General features: G+C 59.7%; 14 protein-coding genes and 1 pseudogene. 2 read left to right on the top strand and 13 right to left on the bottom strand.

The window, feature by feature from the left end:
- Positions 1–7: 7 nt before the first annotated feature.
- From ABZV06_RS03270 to ABZV06_RS03215, 12 genes are all read right to left on the bottom strand, one after another.
- Positions 8–925: an LnmK family bifunctional acyltransferase/decarboxylase gene (locus tag ABZV06_RS03270; RefSeq protein ID WP_355618211.1), complete on the bottom strand. Its 918-nt coding sequence runs from the start codon at positions 923–925 to the stop codon at positions 8–10.
- A 106-nt stretch (positions 926–1,031) separates the two neighbouring features.
- The gene (locus tag ABZV06_RS03265) at positions 1,032–1,274 is read right to left on the bottom strand and encodes a phosphopantetheine-binding protein (protein WP_355618408.1); all 243 of its coding nucleotides are present in this window, start codon (positions 1,272–1,274) and stop codon (positions 1,032–1,034) included.
- Positions 1,275–1,333: 59 nt separating this feature from the next.
- On the bottom strand, positions 1,334–2,386 hold the full coding sequence (gene dmpG / locus ABZV06_RS03260; RefSeq protein ID WP_355618405.1) for a 4-hydroxy-2-oxovalerate aldolase: 1,053 nt from the start codon (positions 2,384–2,386) through the stop codon (positions 1,334–1,336).
- 11 nt (positions 2,387–2,397) lie between these two features.
- Positions 2,398–3,291, bottom strand: coding sequence for an acetaldehyde dehydrogenase (acetylating) (locus tag ABZV06_RS03255; RefSeq protein WP_355618208.1), 894 nt, complete (start codon positions 3,289–3,291; stop codon positions 2,398–2,400).
- Positions 3,292–3,437: 146 nt separating this feature from the next.
- Positions 3,438–4,424: a class I SAM-dependent methyltransferase gene (locus ABZV06_RS03250; RefSeq protein WP_355618205.1), complete on the bottom strand. Its 987-nt coding sequence runs from the start codon at positions 4,422–4,424 to the stop codon at positions 3,438–3,440.
- A 179-nt stretch (positions 4,425–4,603) separates the two neighbouring features.
- Positions 4,604–6,001 (bottom strand): serine hydrolase domain-containing protein, encoded by a 1,398-nt coding sequence (locus ABZV06_RS03245; protein ID WP_355618202.1) that lies wholly within the window; start codon positions 5,999–6,001, stop codon positions 4,604–4,606.
- Positions 6,002–6,053: 52 nt separating this feature from the next.
- Positions 6,054–7,646 (bottom strand): tyrosine 2,3-aminomutase, encoded by a 1,593-nt coding sequence (cmdF, locus tag ABZV06_RS03240; RefSeq protein WP_355618199.1) that lies wholly within the window; start codon positions 7,644–7,646, stop codon positions 6,054–6,056.
- 72 nt (positions 7,647–7,718) lie between these two features.
- A complete protein-coding gene (locus ABZV06_RS03235) occupies positions 7,719–9,461 on the bottom strand; it encodes an amino acid adenylation domain-containing protein (protein WP_355618196.1) in 1,743 nt (580 codons plus the stop codon).
- A gap of 2 nt (positions 9,462–9,463) precedes the next feature.
- Complete coding sequence (locus ABZV06_RS03230) at positions 9,464–11,359, bottom strand: condensation domain-containing protein (protein WP_355618193.1); 1,896 nt, start codon at positions 11,357–11,359, stop codon at positions 9,464–9,466.
- Between the two features lie 431 nt (positions 11,360–11,790).
- Positions 11,791–13,062, bottom strand: coding sequence for an ATP-grasp domain-containing protein (locus ABZV06_RS03225; protein ID WP_355618190.1), 1,272 nt, complete (start codon positions 13,060–13,062; stop codon positions 11,791–11,793).
- A gap of 299 nt (positions 13,063–13,361) precedes the next feature.
- Positions 13,362–14,171: a 2OG-Fe(II) oxygenase gene (locus ABZV06_RS03220; protein ID WP_355618187.1), complete on the bottom strand. Its 810-nt coding sequence runs from the start codon at positions 14,169–14,171 to the stop codon at positions 13,362–13,364.
- Positions 14,172–14,536: 365 nt separating this feature from the next.
- Positions 14,537–15,319 (bottom strand): hypothetical protein, encoded by a 783-nt coding sequence (locus ABZV06_RS03215; protein WP_355618184.1) that lies wholly within the window; start codon positions 15,317–15,319, stop codon positions 14,537–14,539.
- 404 nt (positions 15,320–15,723) lie between these two features.
- Between ABZV06_RS03215 and ABZV06_RS03210 the strand changes: the two genes are divergently transcribed.
- Complete coding sequence (locus ABZV06_RS03210) at positions 15,724–16,638, top strand: GSCFA domain-containing protein (RefSeq protein WP_355618181.1); 915 nt, start codon at positions 15,724–15,726, stop codon at positions 16,636–16,638.
- Entirely contained in the window at positions 16,601–17,296 is a 696-nt protein-coding gene (locus ABZV06_RS03205; RefSeq protein WP_355618178.1) for a hypothetical protein, read from the top strand. Before ABZV06_RS03210 ends, ABZV06_RS03205 begins: the two co-directional genes overlap by 38 nt.
- A 43-nt stretch (positions 17,297–17,339) precedes the next feature.
- Here the strand turns inward: ABZV06_RS03205 and ABZV06_RS03200 are convergent.
- Positions 17,340–18,562 (bottom strand): annotated as a pseudogene (locus tag ABZV06_RS03200) (transposase).
- Positions 18,563–18,817: the final 255 nt, after the last annotated feature.

Raw genomic sequence — 18,817 nt, 5'->3', positions numbered from 1 at the left:
AGGATGGCTAACCAATGATTGCCAGATCGGTAGCGGATACCGCGAGCAGACGGCCGGTCTTTAAATCATGCATGGCCATGTCAGCAAGTTCGACCGCAGGTCTCCGAATGTCGCGCCAAAGCCGGATGCTAATCCGGACCTCGGTACGTGAATCGGCATTGCCAAAAAAGCCGACTCTCTGATCAAGTAGCTTGCGCTCCAGAAACTGCCTATCACTGCGCCCCATCGAGCGCCACAGCTCCAATAGAGCACCATCAAAGATTGAGAAGTAGGACGCAAAGTACAAGAGTCCAGCGCCATTAAAATCGCGAACAATATTCAACTGATAGGTCGTGGTGAAAGTTCCGCCGACAGCCGTCAAGTTAGGCGCATCGGAGGCGTAGAAGCTACCGTACTCACGCGCGTGTCCCAAGGCAGAGCGGGGCGAATACTGATTTGGGATCTTTGGAAGCTGCGAATTCGAGAATTCCATCGGGGCAGCCTCATAGAGATGCCTGTTACTGTCCGATTCGGATCGCGAAACCCAGCGGTTCAGATTCTCCACGTACATGCAATCAGGATGAGGCGCATCGTAGAACTCGGTCGGCTCAAAGGGTGTCTCGGCAACGTCCAGCCATGCGGGCGCCAGTCGATGCAGGGTCAAAACAGAACTCACTCCGAGTCCAAATACCCTAGACGAAACTTGTAGTTCATCGCCAAAAGAAAGACCGTGTGGGTGAACAACGCCTCCACCTCGGACGCGATAATAATAAAACGAGAGGTATGCTGGGTTCCCTACCGAATTGCGCGCATTGAAGACGTTAAGCTTACATGCTGCAGCCACCGCCTCCCAGGTCCAATCACCAATCGTCCCGAAAATCAGTGACCCGCCGCTACACATCCCAGGAGCGACAACAACGTGACGACCCGCTGATCTTTCAACCACCAGAGAGACCTAGCGCTGACAGGCGAGAAAAGAGCATTGTCATCCACTCAAAAGGTATAACCGCGAGCATTAACACCTGACCATGGTGCTATTACCCGCGGAACGTCTATTTGGTTCGACCCTCAATCAATCTCACAACATCCTCAACAGTTGCCGCATCCAGGAGCTCGTAGTCGGCCACCTCCACTTTGAGCCGGGTCCAGAGCACGGCAGCCAACTCGGTCACCGCGAGCGAGTCAAGCCCAATATCCGCACACTTAGCTTTTGGTGTTACCTCAATCTCAGAAAGTTGAAGGTCATTCACCAAGATAGCCTTAACAGACTCATACAATTCAAACCTCCCAGTCACAGTTAAGGCAACAGTTATCACTCGTCATTGAACTCTTGTGCCGAACGGTTTCTCCGCGTTCACTGGGTCGGCGCAACTCGACCGGAATTTTTCCCGAGCATGCCGCGGAGCTCGAGTGCCACATCTACAATGAGATCCTCCTGTCCGGCCACGACTTGTCTCCTGCCAAGCTCAAAGAAGATGTCTCTCGAATCGACCCCGTACTCTTTTGAAATGTCTTGGACTCGATGTCTAAAGCCAGAAAATACGCCGGCTAATCCGCTGACGACTGAAACGGAGTCAATCTTCGGTGGAGCCGTCATCAACTCGGACTCCGCAAGGTCCGCCGCATCGAGCAGGGAGTACAAGTCGATCCCAGTCTCGTATCCCATTCTGCTCAATACAGGGACCAGTACTTCCAACTGCGCGTTGCCTGCGCCAGCTCCAAACCCTCGGGCGCAAGCATCGATTATCCGTGCGCCTGATTGGATGGCTGCCAGCGAATTGGCGAGTGCCATGCTGAGATTGTTGTGCCCATGGAACAGAACAGGAACGTCGACCGCCTCGCAAATTGTCTTGATCCGTTCCATTACATCGAGCGGTAGGTAATGTCCGGACGAATCCAGAATGCCCACCGCGTTGGCTCCGAACTTTGCAAGCTTGGCGCACTCGTCAGCAAGCCGCTGCGGGGAAGCCATGTGGCTCATGAGAAGGACGGCTTGCGCTTTGACCCCTGCATCGCGAACGAACCCTAGATGCCGCTCAGCGATGTCGGCCTCTGTGCAGTGCATGCCCAGGCGCACTACGTCAGCCCCATGTCCAATCGCCATCGTCAAATCATTCGCCGTCCCCCACCCGGGCAGCATGAAGACGGCCATCTCACTTTTCGGCATTGCCTCACGCACCGCTGACAGCATCTCGTCATCGGTCAGCGTTGCTCGCCCGGCTTGAAGGGAGGAAGCCCCGAGTCCATTGCCGTGGCCAATCTCGACAGTTGGCACTCCGGCCGTGTCAGCCGCAGAGGCGTAGCGCCGCAGTTGCTGTGCATTCAAACTGTGCCTAACCGCGTGCTGGCCATCACGGAGCGTCGAGTCGTAAATTCGGACGGATCCCGACCCGCGAACACCTTCCATATTCGTTGTAGTCATGGCCCTTCCGCTCCAGCAATAGAATTCCGCAGCGCTGCGTATCCCTCGGCGACGCGGATCGCGGCTGAGTTGATGATGTCGAGGTTGCCTGCATACGTAGGGATGCGTCCACCGACGGCAGCTACCTCGATTGAGATGAATGTCCTATTGCCGTCGACGGAGAAGGCAGCTAGCCGAACGCCTGAGGCGAAGGTCTGGATTTCATGCACGGCCAGGTCCACCGATCGGCGAATTGCGATCTCCGTAAGCTTCGGTCCGATTAGTGACATCGCCACGCGAAACGTTGAGGGCGGCCGCGCTGGGCTTAAATTGAGCATTGCCTTGACCGTGTCGATTCCGGTAAAAGCCCGGATCGCCGCCTGTGTCGTGTAAATATACTCGTCTAGGTTAAGTCGGGTAGAGTGCCCCACGCTCAGGCTTGCCGCGGTAGTCACCACTTCCACGTAGTCCACCTGGTGACCTTGAGCGACACGATACAGAATAGGGATGGCTACCTGTCCGCCACAGGTGACCATGCTGATGTTTCGGTGCGACGAGACGTCGGCACCATTAACGGTCGGAGCGATCATGTGGCCGACGCGGCTAGGCGTGAGGTCGACAACCATGATGTCCAGTGGGCCCAGTCGGGCAGCGTGCTCAGCATGGGACACCGCGTTACTAGCATCAAAAACGAGGTCTAGAGGACCACGGAAGTCCACGAGAGAATCGATTCCCTCTGCGGCCGTCGCTATGCCCAGGGAGCGGGCCTGTCGAAGTCCTTGCGAATTATCGGCACGACCCACAACGAGTTTGCAGTCAAGAACATCCGATCTCCCCACTCTAGCCGCCAAATCGACCCCGATGAGTCCGGCGCCCAAGACCGCCACGGACAGACGGTTCTCCGCTTTCACGGGTGTTAGTCACCTCCTCGCGATATAACAACTGATGGTTATCGGGACAGGATCGGCGCCGCCAATGCGGAGTCCTTGCAGCGGGCCCTCCGCCAGCCTTCAACATTCTGCAAGACATTACGCCTATCTCTTCACTCGGCGTAAGTTCACTTCGTTGCGATGAACAACCGACTTCCTGGCATAGGCAACGTCTGACACTCGACTTTTTTGAATCCGGCACGCCGAAGAGCCATGCGCCATTGTTCTTCGGTGGGCAGTCGTACCCCCATCGACGCTGCGTGTAGATAGGTGAACAGCGCACTGAAGGCACGCTCGTCACGTCCACTCACATAAGGCACCGCGTCCGTGATCATGAGCGCTCCTCCGTCCTCGATCGCCGTCCAACATGCTCTCAAGACCGCGTCTTGCACGTCCGGTTTTGCGCCTATGTCGTGCATGACAAATCCTGCGTGGATCACTTCTGCCCCACGAATTGGTGACGGATCGCTTGCGAGGGACTCGATGGACCGAGTGACTATTTCCATTCGGCCGAGCACACCTGCCCGCACAGCAGCACTTTCTGCTTCCTCGCAGGCGGCATGACTGAGATCGAGCGTCAGCCCCCGCGCATCGGGGAGCATCTGCAACAAGTGGATAACTAGACCACCGGCACCTGCGCCTAGGTCGACTATACGGGATGGATTCCGAGCATAGATCTCCTTTATGACGGCCGGATAGAAGCCTTGTGAGCCGATCCACTTCGACGTAACTGCCACCGACCTGCCATCTCGTTGATGATGCGCTCCTGCTGACGCAGGGTCTCGAAGAAACTCGGTGGAATTCTCAATGAAAGGACTGTTGGCATTAAGCGCCCACGCCAAATAGCCGGACTCGTAGCGGCGATCGGCCATGTCGGGACATGGGGAGAATTCGCCCGGCTTTTCGGATGCGATGAGCAGACCGGAGGCTGCCAACGCCTGCAGGAGAGTTTCAGCCCCGGGCCGGGGGATGTCGGCTGTGATCATTACGTCGTCGATTCCGAAAGGCTCGGCTCGATCGAGAAGGGCGGAGATTCCTACCTGTTCTGCCACTTCGAGCAACGCAGCGACAGCTGCCATGTCCGCGGCAAGCTCTTTACGTTCCGTACTCGGCATATCAACCCCGTCTCTAGCGGAGGCGTCCTGCCTCCTGGTGGCATCGGCGAAAGATAATTGCCCCGCCGCGAACAGGCCTTTCCATGCTCGCTCGTCAGACGGGCCGCGGGCGCTGAGGTGAAGCGGAAATCGGCAACGACCGCACACAAGCTTTGTGATTTCTCTCGACGCCCTTCGGCCTAGTCGCTTCTCCTAACCACGCGCTGAGCAAACCGAAAGAATTTTGGCCTCAGCTCGGCGCCTGACCATATCGGGCTGATTGAGCCACGGAGGATTTTGTTTCCGGATCGGCCGGAGAATCCACCGGACTGGGACGGTACGAGGTCACCCGTCTCTATCTGGCGCCATTCGGCTTCGGTGACGCGCTGAAAGAATTGGTATCGCAAATGCTTGTGCCCCGGAGCGATCACTAGCCGGTAGCCGTCTGACAGATATGTTCCGACGCACAGGTCCGGGTCGACCGGCATGATTTCTGACTCGCGCCAGGGCTTCATATTCAGTGCACGTAGCACGTCGTAATAGACAACGATAGAGGGGTATACGTTCGCCGACACCACGAGCACTACGCGCTCGTCAGGGAAGATTTGTACGAAATTTTGATGACCGTTCCAGGCAGATTCAAAGCCGAACGATTTTTCATCAAAGTGGAACCAGCCCAGCCCCCATGAATGAATCAAGTGGTGACGGGGGACGCTAACCTGCCGCGCGCGCATCTGCTGTGCCAGGTCGACCGATAGCAGCCGCTTGCCTTGGCGTGTAACGCCATCATCCAGAGCAAACTGTGCCAGGGCCATGGTGTCTGCAATGGTGAAGCAGGTCGAGTATTCGCCCAGCGTGTCACCGAGCCCTGACGGCGTTTCAGCCGGTACTGGCTGAAACTGATCCGACGTTTCGTCTAACAGGTGGCCGGAGGCGATTGTGCTCCCGTAATGTTCGTCGAGATCGGCGATTTCTGGGATGCATGTTATGCCCAACGGGGTCAGGAGCATTTCATTGACGGCTTTGCGCCACGATCGGCCAAGGAGCCGTTCGATCAGAAGGGCAACCATCGCAGTGCCAGCGTCGGAGTAGACGAAGATCTCGCCTGGCTCCGCAATCTGCGGATATTCTTCGAATCTCCGCTTCTCGGTGTCGGCGTCTATAGCCTTGGTGAGCGCCCATTCCTCGAACGACTCGTCGATACCGCTGGTGTGGGACAGCAGCTGCCGCAAGGTCACTTGTGCAACTTGACCATCTCGTCGCCGCACGGCATCTGGAAGGAACGCGTTAAGCGGCTCATCTAGGGAGATCATCTTTCTGTCCACGAGCATCATCGCAACATACGCGATCAGGACCTTGGTCAGGCAAGTCACATGCTGCCGGGACGATTCGTCACGGGGGCGTTCGGTGCGTAGGTCGTCAACGCCGTGGTGCGTCACGCGCCACTGATCCCCAATAAGAACGGCAACTGAGGCACCGGGAACGCCTTCGCCACGCGCTGAGGCTTTCAGCGCCAGACTGGCTGCTGTAAAGCGTTCCTCGTCGCTCCCGCGAGTCAGTTCGACATCGCTGCCCGATCCTGCTGATTCCCTGTTCAAAATTTAAATTCCATCTCTTGGGCGCTTATTAACCCGCAGCCCAGGCCGCCCGTCATACCGCAGCCTCGGTACCGACCTCGATCTTGGGTAACAGCGCTTCAACTCGATCGTCATCCAACGTTTCTCGGATGCGCGAGAGGAAATCAGCAGCAATCCCGTCGTCATCCCGATATCCGGGCACCTTGGCCGCCAACTCCTCCAACAGGCCCCGCACCGGCGGACTAAAACGGTGAATTCCTGTAATGGTCGCAGCCTGATAGCACGCAGCAATCAGAACAGAAACGATGGTGTTTACGTTCTCGAGCAACTGAAGAGACTTCCGCGCACCGATGAGACCCATACTGACCACGTCCTGGTTTTGACCGTTGGACGGGATAGTTTTGATTGAAGCCGGAGCGGCCAAGTCCAGGTTCTCCGAGGCTATGCTGGTCGCCAGGTACTGCGAGCCCTGCAGGCCCGAATACAAACCCTCGTCCCCAAGCGCGAGGAAGGCGGGGTACGAGGCGTTCAAGTGGGGATCGAGGATGCGATTTAGCTGCCGCTCGGCAAGCACTCCGATTTCAGCGATTGCGATATTTAGAAAATCGCTAGCCATCGCGACATATTGACCATGGAAATGTCCACCATGGAAAATCGTCTCGGGCGTTTCGAAGATTAGCGGGTTATCGTTGCAGGAGTTTAATTCCTCCTCCACCAGACGGCGGCAGTAAGTGATGGTGTCCAGCACCGGACCGAGAATCTGCGGAACGCACCTCAGCGTGTAGGCGTTCTGCAGGTATTCGTGGACCTGGATGACTTCGCCAGTGTCACCGCTCTCCTGCCTGATCAGCCGCATTACGTCTTCATGCTCACGAGTAAGTTCGCTGCCCTCTAGCAGTTCGCTGATAACTTGGGCAACCGAGTTCTGCCCCTGGTGATTCTTGAGGGCGTGTCCGCGATGTTCAAACGCCCGGGTCGACCCGCCCATGACTTGAATAAAGGTAGCTGAAGCCCATAAGGCGAGGCGAAGCAATCGTCGGGCCTTCACCAGTGCCAACGCGGCCACACCAGTCATCCCGGACGTTCCGTTGATTAGGGCCAATCCGTCCTTGTACCCTAAGCGCACCGGCGCAAGGCCTTCTTCGGAGAGGACCTCGGTCGACATACGAGTGCGCCCGCGGTACCGAACCCGGCCAGCCGCGATCAATGGCAACGCCATGTGTGCCAACGGCGCCAAGTCACCGCTGGCTCCGAGCGAGCCCTTTTCTGGCACTATGGGATGAATGCCGCGGTTGAGGAACTCTCCCATCAGCTTCAGCGCATCCGGTCCGATCCCCGAGTACCCCTTGATGAGACAGTTGAGCCGCGATACCTGGATCGCGCGAACCACCTCGTCGGCAAAGAGCGGACCTCCGCCGGCTGCGTGCGATCGCAGCAGGTTCTCCTGCAGAGTCGTCTCGAACTTCGCCGGGATACTCATGGACACCATCTCGCCGAACCCGGTCGTCACGCCGTAGATCGGATACCCCTCAGCCCCCCACCGCTGGAGCCGCTCGCATGTGTCCTCGACCATTTTCAGCTGGTCCGCGTCAAGCTCGACCGCTTCACCCTTCACGGCGACCGCGTAAAGGTCGTCGATGGTAAGGCCTTCTCCCCGTATCAGCAAAGCTTCTCCTCAGTGAGGTGGTGCAGTACCGAGCCGCTCGTCGAGCGCTCGTCTGTCTTTGAGCGGTCGAGATTATTCATCCTTTCGCGTTTGTTCACCGCTCTCGTCTAACACCTGCGCGAGCCCGGCGGACCATGATCGGAAGTGTCCCAACCGGGAAGACGTGCCTGATCGGCTCCTCTCGGCCTGGCTCACCTGGCCTGGGGCAGGAAGTCTTGACGCGTCGACTTTTCCACCCGCGTTGCGTGGAAGTGTCTCCAACGTCACGAAAACGTCCGGCACCATCTGATCGTTCAACCGCCGCCGGAGATGGGCCCGCCAAATCTCCGGAGAGCCTGTCCCCGATGTGGGCACGACATAGGCGACTAGTTGCTGGACCAATCCATCGTCACTATCGGACGGCACGACAACACATTGGATGATGGACGGGTGGCTAACCAACGCGGCCTCGATTTCGGCGAGCTCTACGCGGGCGCCGCGCAACTTGACCTGTCGGTCTCGCCGCCCCTCAAACTCCAATAGGCCGTCGGGGCGCCAATGTCCGCGGTCCCCCGTTCGATAGCAGCGGACCTCAGATTTTAACCCGTCTGCGACGGAAACCATCATCGTCCCGAAACCCGAGTCAGACTCCTGGGCGTCACCTACGTATCCGAGAGCCAGGAACGGGCTGCAGACGACTATCTCACCGGAGACGCCAACCGGGCAGGGGCGGTCGTCGGAGTCTAGGACCAGGACCAAACATCCCGGGATAGGCGAGCCGGCAGGAACAGTGCCCACCCATCCCTCGCTCACTTCCATCCAGGTCGCTAGGATAATTTCGGTTGTTCCATACAGATTTGCGAGTCTCACACTGGGTATCGCAGAGGCCATGCCTGTTGCAAGGTCACCGGGGAGCGGTTCACCGGCGAAGAGTATGTGGTCCAATGACGTCAGATCCAGCGTTGGTACACCCGTACCGATCGCGTGCAGAAGCTCGCGACCGAAGCTCGGCACGGTCTGGAGCACGTTTACCTGTTGTGTTGCCAGCCAGTCTAGGAGGAGGCCCGCGTCGTACCGGATGCTGTCGGGTACCGGGCACAAAGTGCCTCCTGCCACCAACGTGGCGAAGATTTCGCAAAGACTGGCGTCGTAGTTTGTAGCCGACCACTGAGCAGTCCGGCGATCGGGCCCCATTCTGAATTCGGCGCCCAGCCACTGCACCAATTGCACTAGGCCACGGTGCGATTGAACGATACCTTTGGGCCTACCAGTCGTTCCGGAGGTGTACACCACGTAGGCTGGGGCATCTAGAATGCGCTCCGGATGCCCTGCCATGGCATGGTCGGAAGCGGCTAGTGCCGACGGAGACTCCGGACGGACGTCATCGCGAGCAAGCACCTGCAGCACCGGGCCAGACGCGGCAGTCCGGTACCAAGAAATCAGCTCGTCTTCCGGGGCGCCGCGCTCCACTAACAGACCGGTCGGCTTGATTTCCCGCAATATCTCAACACAACGCTCAAACGGGTCGGTCTGGCTGAGCGGTACGACGTAGCATCCCGCTTTGAAGATCCCCAATAGGGAGGCAACGTTGTCCGCCCCTGCCGGCTGCCGGCTGGCAACGGGCGTACCGGGGCGAACACCGCTCTGCATCAGCCCCCACGCGATCCGATCACCCCATGAGTCAAGCTCTTGATAGGACAGTCCGTCGAGGGCTACCGCGTTGGGGTGGGTACTAGCCCTCTCCCGTACGAGCTCGTGCACTGCGGCCAGCGGTTCTTGAGCCCCGACTGCAGCCTCTTCCCGACCCACCACTACGTCAGGTAATCCTCCGGTCATGGCTACTCCTCGACGCTCGCGTGTGATTCGATTTGGCGCTCTCCGACGGTGCCGGATCGGAAATGTGGCAACCGGCTGATTGGCTGCTCCGGGCCTGCCACCGCAGCCTCGATTAGCCGGACTAGGCCATCAGCAATCCAGCCCGCCGTATCGTGGTTGAACAGGTCAGCTGAGTAGCTGAGCAATCCGGTGAGGCTGCCTTGCGAGCCTGGGGAGTCAAAAGACTCGTGGAAGGTGACAGAAAGATCGAGTTCGAACCCGGCGCCTATCTGACTTTCCGCGACTGACAAGCCAGGAAGTCTCAGCCATTCGGCTGGGCCTGTCGCAAGTTCTATCGACACTTGGTAGAGGGGATGTCCAAAACTAACGCTTTCGCGCCCGAGCTCCGCAGCGATTCGTGCGAACGGCAATTCCCGGTGCGCATCCGCAGCCAGTGCAGTCTTTCGTACCCGGCCAATCAATTCACCGAAGCTCGGATCGCCGAATGCGTCGACGCGCAGCACCAAACTATTACACAACGAACCCACAACAGTATTCAAACGTGCGTCTGGTCGCCCGCCGGAGGCGGCGCCTATAGGCAGGTCATATCCCGCGCCTAGGCGGGCAAGAAATGCAGCTAGACCGGCCTGCAGAACCATCCGAACAGTGGCATGGTACCTTCGGGCAACAGAATGCAAGCGAAGATTCAGGCCATCTGGAAGCGTCAGCGTGACCCTTCCCATACGGTGGCTCGGCCGCTGTGGCCTTGGTCGGTCAAACGGAAGCGCTAGCCCTTCTGGAAGGTCTTTCAACGCTTGCCGCCAATACTCCATCTGGCGTTCTGCGTTACTTCGGCCGCCGCAATCCGCGGCGAGGAACTGTTCCAGCCATCTCAAGTATCCCGAAAACTGCACCGGTAGGATCTCCCATACCGGCGGATAGCTTGACAAACGAGCCGTATAGGCATGGCTGAGATCGCGCCACAGCACCCGCATCGAATGTTCGTCGCACGCACTACGATCCGCCGCAAGTAGCAGAACATGGTCTTCCGGGCCCAGCGCGAACAGCACCGCACGCAATGGCAGTTCAGAACGGCGATCAAAGCGGCGCACCGCCTCGGTATCAAGGTATGCAGACAGCCCAGACGCCGAGGCTTTGATCACTGGCAGATCCACGAGCGCCTCCGCACCTTCTCGGATCACAAGGTGGATCGTGCCGTCTGATTCTCTGTGAAGCGTCTGCAGAACCTGGTGTCTGCCCACCAGATCGGTCAGCGCCTGGCGGAGCGCCGCCTGGTCAAGCGGACCTTTGAGGTACTGGGCAGTGCCTCGAGGGCATGACCGCTCTTCCGGCACGACCAGCCATGCAGAGTCTTGACGGTTGTCGCCTATTGAGGGACTAAAGTTCCCCATTTCCGGCGCTCGCGCTGATCCTGCGTCGATGCGTTCCACGAGGGAGCCAATGGTTTCGGCAGCCAGCACGTTGCGGACGCTGATCTCTGCTTCCACGACCGAGCGTAGAAGGGTAACCAACCGGCTTACCAGGAGAGAGTTTCCGCCTAAGTCAAAAAAGTTCTCGGCTGGGTTAACGGTGGGCAGGCCGAAGACTGCGGCGACTAATTCGCACACCAGCTCTGCGCGAGCTGAACGCGTAGGATCTGGCGTATGCCGGCGCGGCTCGGGGAGCAGAGTGCGATCAATGTCACCGGCGGGTGTGAGTGGCATCTTCTCCAACAGCACGACCACATCGGGTACTGCAAACTCGGGCAATTTCGCAGCTAACGACGCGCGGAGCTCATTCGCCGTAGGCGCATCGCCAGTCACGTTCAGTGTGGCGTATGCAGCAAGTTGCTCAATGCCGTCCGAGTCGACATGGAGAGTCGCAACAGCGCTTGCGACTCCCGGGTCGAGTGAAATCATCTGCTCAATCGCATGAAGACCAGCCGATTCGGGGCCCATAGATTCGACTGGATGTGCCACAACGCTCCTTCAGTGGATTTCGGACACGATCGTAGCCGCACATCGCGGACTCGCGACGCGTCAGATAGCCGGATTACAGAGACGACGGCAGCGCCACTCAATTGCCCGGGATAGCCGACACCGATCCGGAATACCCACAGGACCTGCAGCGGCGAGCGGAGCCACTACCGCTCGGGCTGCCATTGAGTAACCGCGCGAAGATACCCACTTTGTCCACCCCCGTGAACGATCTCAGCCTACGGAGCCATCCGTCATGGCATCGATAGTGCAATGAACGGCCGCACTGCCCATCGACATCAGTGCGCGGCCTAGGCTAGCACGGCGGGGCGCGTGCCTCTAGGCTCGATCCACTGTGCTCCTGTAGGAGAGGTTCACTCCTGTGCATAACTGACCTGGAGCCGCTCGGCGACCTCGTTGATGCCGGCGAGAACATCCTCGTGTGTTGGTGCTCCCCCGGAAACCACGCCGACATAAGCCAAGGTTCCGTCGCGCCAGTCAACTCGCTGCCCTGGCTCGGCCACCACATCTACGTAGCTCACGCCGGGCACCGCGGTCGTCTGCTCCAACCCTTCGATTGACAGAAGCCGGCGCGCCCCTACGGGCGGCGCAACAAAGTAGCTGTAGGCGACCTGGCGGAAGCGGATCGGCGGCACACGTACTTGCCTGCCTAAGGCAAGCGTGATCGCGGCACGCACCAAGTCATAGCCGGCGGAACGCTGGAGCAAGTCGCCAACGTACCCACCGAGACGTCCATTCACTTCGATCACGCGGGGTCCTGCCCGAGTCAGCTTGATCTCGGTGTGCGTTACACCGTGTTGGACACCGAGTGCGCGCAGGGCAGCTTGCTCCGTCTCGATCACCGCCCGCGCGAGAGTGCTGGAAATCGTAGCGGGCAGCACGAAGCCGCCTTCGCGGAACGGCTCGACCAGCGGCAGTCTGCCAGTTACACAGACAGGCTGGGTCGATCCATTGTGAGTGACCGACTCCACCGACACGTAGTCGCCCCAGCCGCTACCAGCAGCGGATGGATCTCCTACCAACAGCTCCTCGACCACAAACTCGCTGCCGCCCCGCCTAGCGGAGTCAGCAAGGAACTCCGTCACCACCTGGACGCACTGTTCGACCGTGTCTACCCGGCATGTGGCGACGCTGCCGGCGCCGCCCCGAGGTTTCACTACAGCGGGCAGTCCTACCTCACGCGCCGCACCCACGGCGTCGGCCGGTGTCCTCACCGCCACGCAGCGTGTCGTCTCAACGCCAGCTGCTGCCATTGACCGTCGTTGGCTTAGCTTGTCGGTGAGCCTTTCACTGGTTTGTCGGTCATGGAATGGCAGACCGCAACGTTCGGCAATCGCCGCGGTCAGATCGATCTGATGCTCGCTGAACGTCAATACGCCGGCAGGCATGCGGCTGGCGACAACTTCGCAGATTTTTGCTGCGGACATCCCAGTGATGTCGAGCACGTGCGCGAATTCTTTGATTGCGTCGATTACTTTGGCGACATGCGGCCTGCTTCGATCGCAGAGGAAAAGGAGGTCGCACATTAACCTCGCCGAAAAGTGGATCTTCACAGGATCCGCAGCTCCGAGGTCGTAGACAACGACCAGTAACGGCCTTTTGAACCCCTGAAACAATATCAACACCCAACCTGGTCAACTGTCACGGCCGCCCGGGTGACAGGTCGGCTGCGGTCAGAATCGTCAAATCGATGGTAGGCCAAATTGTCTCTCCACCGAGGCCCACTGTGCACCCTGCATGCCCTGCTCACCGGCGCTGACGCCCTCCGATACCGACACGAGGCGTCGAGTTGGTGGCTGGGCGCGGGTCAACAGGGAGAATAAGAGATTGAGTCATTAGTTCATCCGCAAGTACCATCCAAAGTGCCGCATGAGACCAAAACATTACTCACACTGAAGACCAAATGGCTGACGAACGCTGCCTGCTAACTCCAGTAAGTCAGTGGGTGATTGAGGCCTTTACTGGCAATGAATGCGGCGGCACCGACGCGGTGATCACCTTCAGCCACTGTGACGGCATGCAACATTCGAGAGCTGAAAAGAACCATATCTCCGGATGCGGGGCTAATCTCAACGTCCGGAGGACCCACCAAATCCCTGTTCAGCCCAGCCGACTCGCGCAGAATCTCCACCTCGACAGCTGTCGGCTCACGCGTCCATAACTGGAGCGTCCCGCCTCGCTTTGGCACCTGAAGGTAGATATTGGCAACCAACTGATTAACGATACCTTCAATTTCTGGGGCATCGGTTTCTTGATCGATCGCGTCGTTATGCGGAGCAAATTCCGACGTGTCGGGGTTGAATACCCGGAAGGCCCCTACGAAACATGGCCTTCCGTGAAGTCGCATTAAGTTCGCGCCGGCCGGCCAGAGTTCCTCGAGATCCAGCCGGAGCTGGTCCACAGGCGCCAGGTAGGGGTGGAACATCGCGCGCACATCCCGCACCGATTCAATCGCGCCGTCGTGGTAGCGCCGGCTAAGCCCTTCATTCCACCGGACGTCGAAATGCGGAAGGTGAACACGGCCCACACCCCCGGCACGTTGTGTCTTGTAATTCTCTAGCTCGGGATGCCGGATAGCCTCTTGCGCCACCTCGGCGGCAACATCCGCGGGATAGTATCCGCTGACATGAATCGCTGCGAGCTTACGGTCAGCTAGCCGAGTCAGCGACTCGGTGGTGAGTTCCTTAGCGATCTCACTAGTTCCCCAATTGACCATCGGTGCTGGAATCGTCAAGGCAAACCTCCCTCGCTATTTATCCTTCTTGCCTTGCTTCGCCTCGCCTAACAAGATCGCTAGCAAAACGGCCGGCCATGAGTTCCGATTAACTGCTCCAATGCGGCAAATGGTGAACGCCGCCCGTCGATGCGTATCACTGTAGCAGCATGGGCGGATTCCCGCCATCCCGCCACGTTCCAAACGTTATACTTGATGAATTCGCGGCTAGGTGCATGCCCCGGACACCACGAGCCTTCAAAGCTCGTTCCGAATCGGCAGGCACCCGCCCTGTCGAAGCAAGGAAAATGGCCGAACGGCGAAGTTCGGCGATGTCGTTCGGTCTGTGAAAGCACTCGTCGCAGCTTCCGTTTGTCGCTCTTAGCCTAGCTACCATCGAATTCCCGCAGAAGAGCCGCGGAAAGCCCATCTGCCAACCGGCGGTAGCACTCGGCGCGGGCAACTGCTTCCTGCCCGGGCCCCGACCCTGCCGCCCATACACGGGCACAGGCGTGCATCTGGGCGAAAGGCAGCGCCTTGGCGAAGGCGACCGGATCAGTACGTGCGTAGGCGGCAGCGAGAGCCCGAGCGTTCGCTGCCGCGTTGGCCTCGGCGAACGCCCGCGCATGGGTAGTTCTCTTTAGATCCGCTACCGCCTGCGCCACCTCAACCGCCGTCGCCTCGTCCGCCCCCCTGTCACGCTGCAGTCTGTGGTTCCGTGCGTAGGTTTCCCCGTACACCGCCTTGTGTGGGTACGCGTGCCAGTAGAGCTCGTATAGCGCCAGCCTGAGCGCTTGCGACCACTTGGATTCGACGACCAAATCACCCTCGGCGGCGCGACGGTGCAGCCCTAGAAGTGCGCCCTGAGCCGTGCCCTCGCCGCCGCACCGCTCGATGGCCTCGCGTATGAGCGGGATAACGGTTGCGGCCTGCCAGTCATGCACGATGCCGAAAGGGACTGTCATACCTCTGAGCTCTTGCCCAATATGGAGTCGATGCGGCAACACGGCCGCCGCGTCGATCGGCTGGTTTTCAGCCAGGACAACCATTACCTGTTCCGGAAAGGCAAGCGGTCGGTATTCCGAGGCTGCGAGATCTCCCTGCCGCTTCCGATCAGAGTTCCAGCGGGTGATCAGTTCGTCGAACCACTCGCCAGTAGGGGCAGACAACCTAGCCATCTCCTTCAGACGGTTGGCAAGGGAGGCTCTAACCCGACACACTCCTATGCAACCTTCGTCGCTTGTGGAGCACGGCCTCCACAAGGGTGACCATTCGCCAGTGAGCCCCGTCTAGTCTCATGTGATAGCCTAACCTAGCGTTCCGCGGCGCTCCGGCACAACCATACCGGGGCAGCGATCTGCAGGGGCAGACCGACGGCCAACCGGTATACCAGCCAGCACCAGTCCGTACTGGCGAGGAAGCCGCCAAAGAGCATGGGAGCTCGAGCGCTATGAACCCATATCAAACGCTGCCGCCCCGTTCCTTTTGGCGCTCTGCTGTAGCGGAGCCAGATCCACTGGAAATTAAGGACCTGTGGCAGCCGAAGTTTATTGTCGGCCAAGATGACCCAATAGTGACTGCCGGCTCGTGCTTCGCCGCACACCTCGGCCAGTCCTTGCTGAACCGTGGCATGAACTGGCTCGATACCGAACCGCCGCCGCCCGGTTTGTCTGCGTCAGAACGATCTGCCCGCCAATACGGGCTGTTCTCATTTCGTACCGGCAACATTTACACGGCTGCCTCCCTGCGGCAATGGGTGGCCTGGGCACTGGGCGAAAATTCCGTCCCAGAGCAGTCGTGGCTGAAAGGCCAGCGACATTTTGATCCCTACCGGCCATCAATCGAGCCGGATGGCTATCCGTCGTTAGCCGACATGCTGGCCGCCCGCCAGGCGACCATCACGCGCATGCGTCGTGCACTGGGCGACGCGCAGTGCTTAATCTTCACCCTCGGGCTCACCGAAGGCTGGTTGGATGCCATTGACGACACGGTCTATCCGATGTGTCCCGGCACGTTGCACGGCACCTTCGAGCCTGGCCGGCACGTGTTCCACAACTATTCTTTTGCTGAGATTCATAGCGATTTAACCGATACCATCGACTGCCTCAACGCCGTCAACACTAATTTACGTGTCGTGCTCACGGTCTCGCCGGTCCCGCTCACCGCGACCGCGACCGGGCAGCATGCCCTCGTGGCCAGCACGTATTCAAAATCGGTCCTACGTGCCGTAGCGGGTCAACTCGCGATGGAACGTACAAACGTTGACTACTTCCCGTCATACGAGCTCGTGACCGGTTCACCCTTTCGTGGCAGATTCTTTGCGCCGAATTTACGCACGGTGACTCCGGAGGGCGTCGCCTTCGTCATGCGTCAATTTGTCGATGGCTTCAGCGGAATCCCCGCCGGGCCGGCTATTGGCGCCGCTACCCGGAACGAGGAGGACGCCGTCTGTGACGACGAAATACTTGACTACTACCGATCACGCTAGATTTCTTCTCCTAGGCGATTGTCACGCCGGCGCTCTCGGTAGAGCCGCCAAGGCTGTCAATTTTCCCTTCTGCGGTGGACCGGTCGCGGCTGCGCTCGAGCTGCACGGTGTCTTTTTCGATTCTTACGATGACGACGTCATCTTCCGAGGGTCTGACACCGAGGCATACTACCGAGGCTTCCTGGCCGATCTAGGGCTTACGTCACTCAGTCAACTCGCGGTCCCGCTGGTCTCGACGTTTGGCTTCAGTGCCCACCTACCCGCCCACAACGAGAACTGGCATATTTACCGTAATCGCAGCGGCGACTTTCCACCTGGATTCCTCACGAGTTCCCTCTTCGAAGAGATTATTTTGGCGATGACGCGTGGGGCACTGGATTTTTACCGCTTCGCGAGTGACCACGACCTGCGCGTGTTAGCACTTCTGGCACCGCAGCGAGTGCCGGCAGGTTCCGATCCGGCTGTGTTCATGGCGGCGCAAGACGTCATTCGCCTGGCGGTACAGAGACTCGGCGCAGAGATCGTCGACATCCGCGCACGCACGACAGATGCTACCGGCCTCCAGCGAGCCGAGTTCTGCGACCCCGGGAACCAGTGCCACGGAAACTTGGCCTTTGGCCGACTGTTACTAAACGAGTTAGTAAACCTCGGGCTCTAATAGGGCGCGCTCCTTCGCCGCTAAACGCTCGCTAGCTTGGTTTTTAACCTGTTCGGCGTGGGCGGGGTGTGCGGGTAGGCTTCGTTTTCGTTTTCGGCGTGCCGGATGAGGTGCTGGTCGCGCCGGAAGCGGTGTGGACGTCGTGGCGTGGGTGGGGTGGCTGTTGCGGCGGCCGGACGGGCGTCTCGGTCCTGGCCGGGCGGGTTTCGGTGCGCTGGCCGGGAAGGTCGTCTCGGCGCGGAGGTGCCGAAATCCTCGGCGGACGCGGGCGGGTGACAGACGCTGCGGTGGCGCGGGTTTCTCCCAGGGACGGCGAAAGGTCGGCGGCGAGGCCGCGGGACAGACGCAGCTGGGTGTAGGCGGCCAGGATCAGCCAGGTCCATCGGTCGGCGGCCTGCGGAGTCCGGATCTTCGGGCAGGTCCAGCCGAGGGTCTGCTTGAACAGGCGGAACGTGTGCTCGATGTCGAAGCGGCGCAGGAACGTCTGCCAGAGCCGATCGACGTCTTCGCTGGTGGCGTCGACGCCGGACCACCACAGCCACACCGGCTTTGGGGTCGCACCGCTGGGCAGGTGCTCGACCTCCAGCCGGATGACGGTTCCCTCGATGACTGGCAGGACCCGGTCCGAGCGCATCCGCGCGAGGACCTGCACGGGCAGATCACGCAGGAGGAACGCCAGCCGGGGCGCGTCGTAGCCGGCGTCAGCCACGACCAAAATCTCCAAGTCACCGACACGCCACTGGCCGGCCGCGATCAGTCGCCCGACGATGTTTCGTAGCTGCCCGGCGGTGACTGCCGCCGCGGCATCGCCGGGCGCCAGCCGGACCGCGTCCAGGGGCGCGATCCACGAACTGCGCCCGATTCCAGGGCCACGACCATCGAATACGGCCAGCCGGGAACCATGATGGTCTGGTCTTTGCCGCGACCGTAGGTGTGACACAGGATCCGCTGCGGCGAGGTATGCGCGTCCGGCCGCAACCAGCAGGTGATGTCCGCCGCCAGGACCAGACGCCTGTCTGCAGCCCGCGGCAGCGGCACCGCCGCGAGGACGGTGCGCAGCCGGTCGACGTTCAACCGTCCGCATGCCAACGCCCCGTGACGACGACGATGCTCACCCACCAGCGACAACTCCACCAACGACCGCACCGGCCCATCGGCGCACAACAACGCATCCGCCCGCGAGGTCAAACAGGCGTAGAACTCCCGCCGAAACCTCGCCAACTCCCCGACCACACCAGCCGGATGAGGATCATGCACACTGATCACGAGACAGCCCTGGGCCATAGATCATCTTCCCTCGACAAAACAATGATCGACCAAGGGCTGTCACCATGATCAGCCGGGGGCAATGACCAGCCGCCACAGGCTAAAGATCAAGTTAGTTCTCAATAATTAATGTGCGCGCTACCACTCCTGAAGGAGGGGACCGCGTGTCGCCGGAGCACACCATTCACCAGCGTATCGCGTTATCCCCGGCGCTGAGCGGTCGAGTGGACTCTGACCTGATTCCCCCTGCCGACG

It is taken from the genome of Micromonospora sp. NPDC005172, from assembly GCF_040608555.1.
Classification (GTDB): Bacteria; Actinomycetota; Actinomycetes; order Mycobacteriales; family Micromonosporaceae; genus Micromonospora.
The sequence above is the reverse complement of the archived record's forward strand: the minus strand, read 5'-3'. Positions and strand labels throughout refer to the sequence as shown.

Excerpts from the sequence above, each read along its gene's own strand:
- dmpG (WP_355618405.1), bottom strand. The coding sequence starts at position 2,386 with ATGGAAGGTGTTCGCGGGTCGGGATCCGTCCGAATTTACGACTCGACG.
- ABZV06_RS03250 (WP_355618205.1), bottom strand. The coding sequence starts at position 4,424 with ATGCCGAGTACGGAACGTAAAGAGCTTGCCGCGGACATGGCAGCTGTC.
- ABZV06_RS03235 (WP_355618196.1), bottom strand. The coding sequence starts at position 9,461 with ATGACCGGAGGATTACCTGACGTAGTGGTGGGTCGGGAAGAGGCTGCA.
- ABZV06_RS03230 (WP_355618193.1), bottom strand. The coding sequence starts at position 11,359 with ATGATTTCACTCGACCCGGGAGTCGCAAGCGCTGTTGCGACTCTCCAT.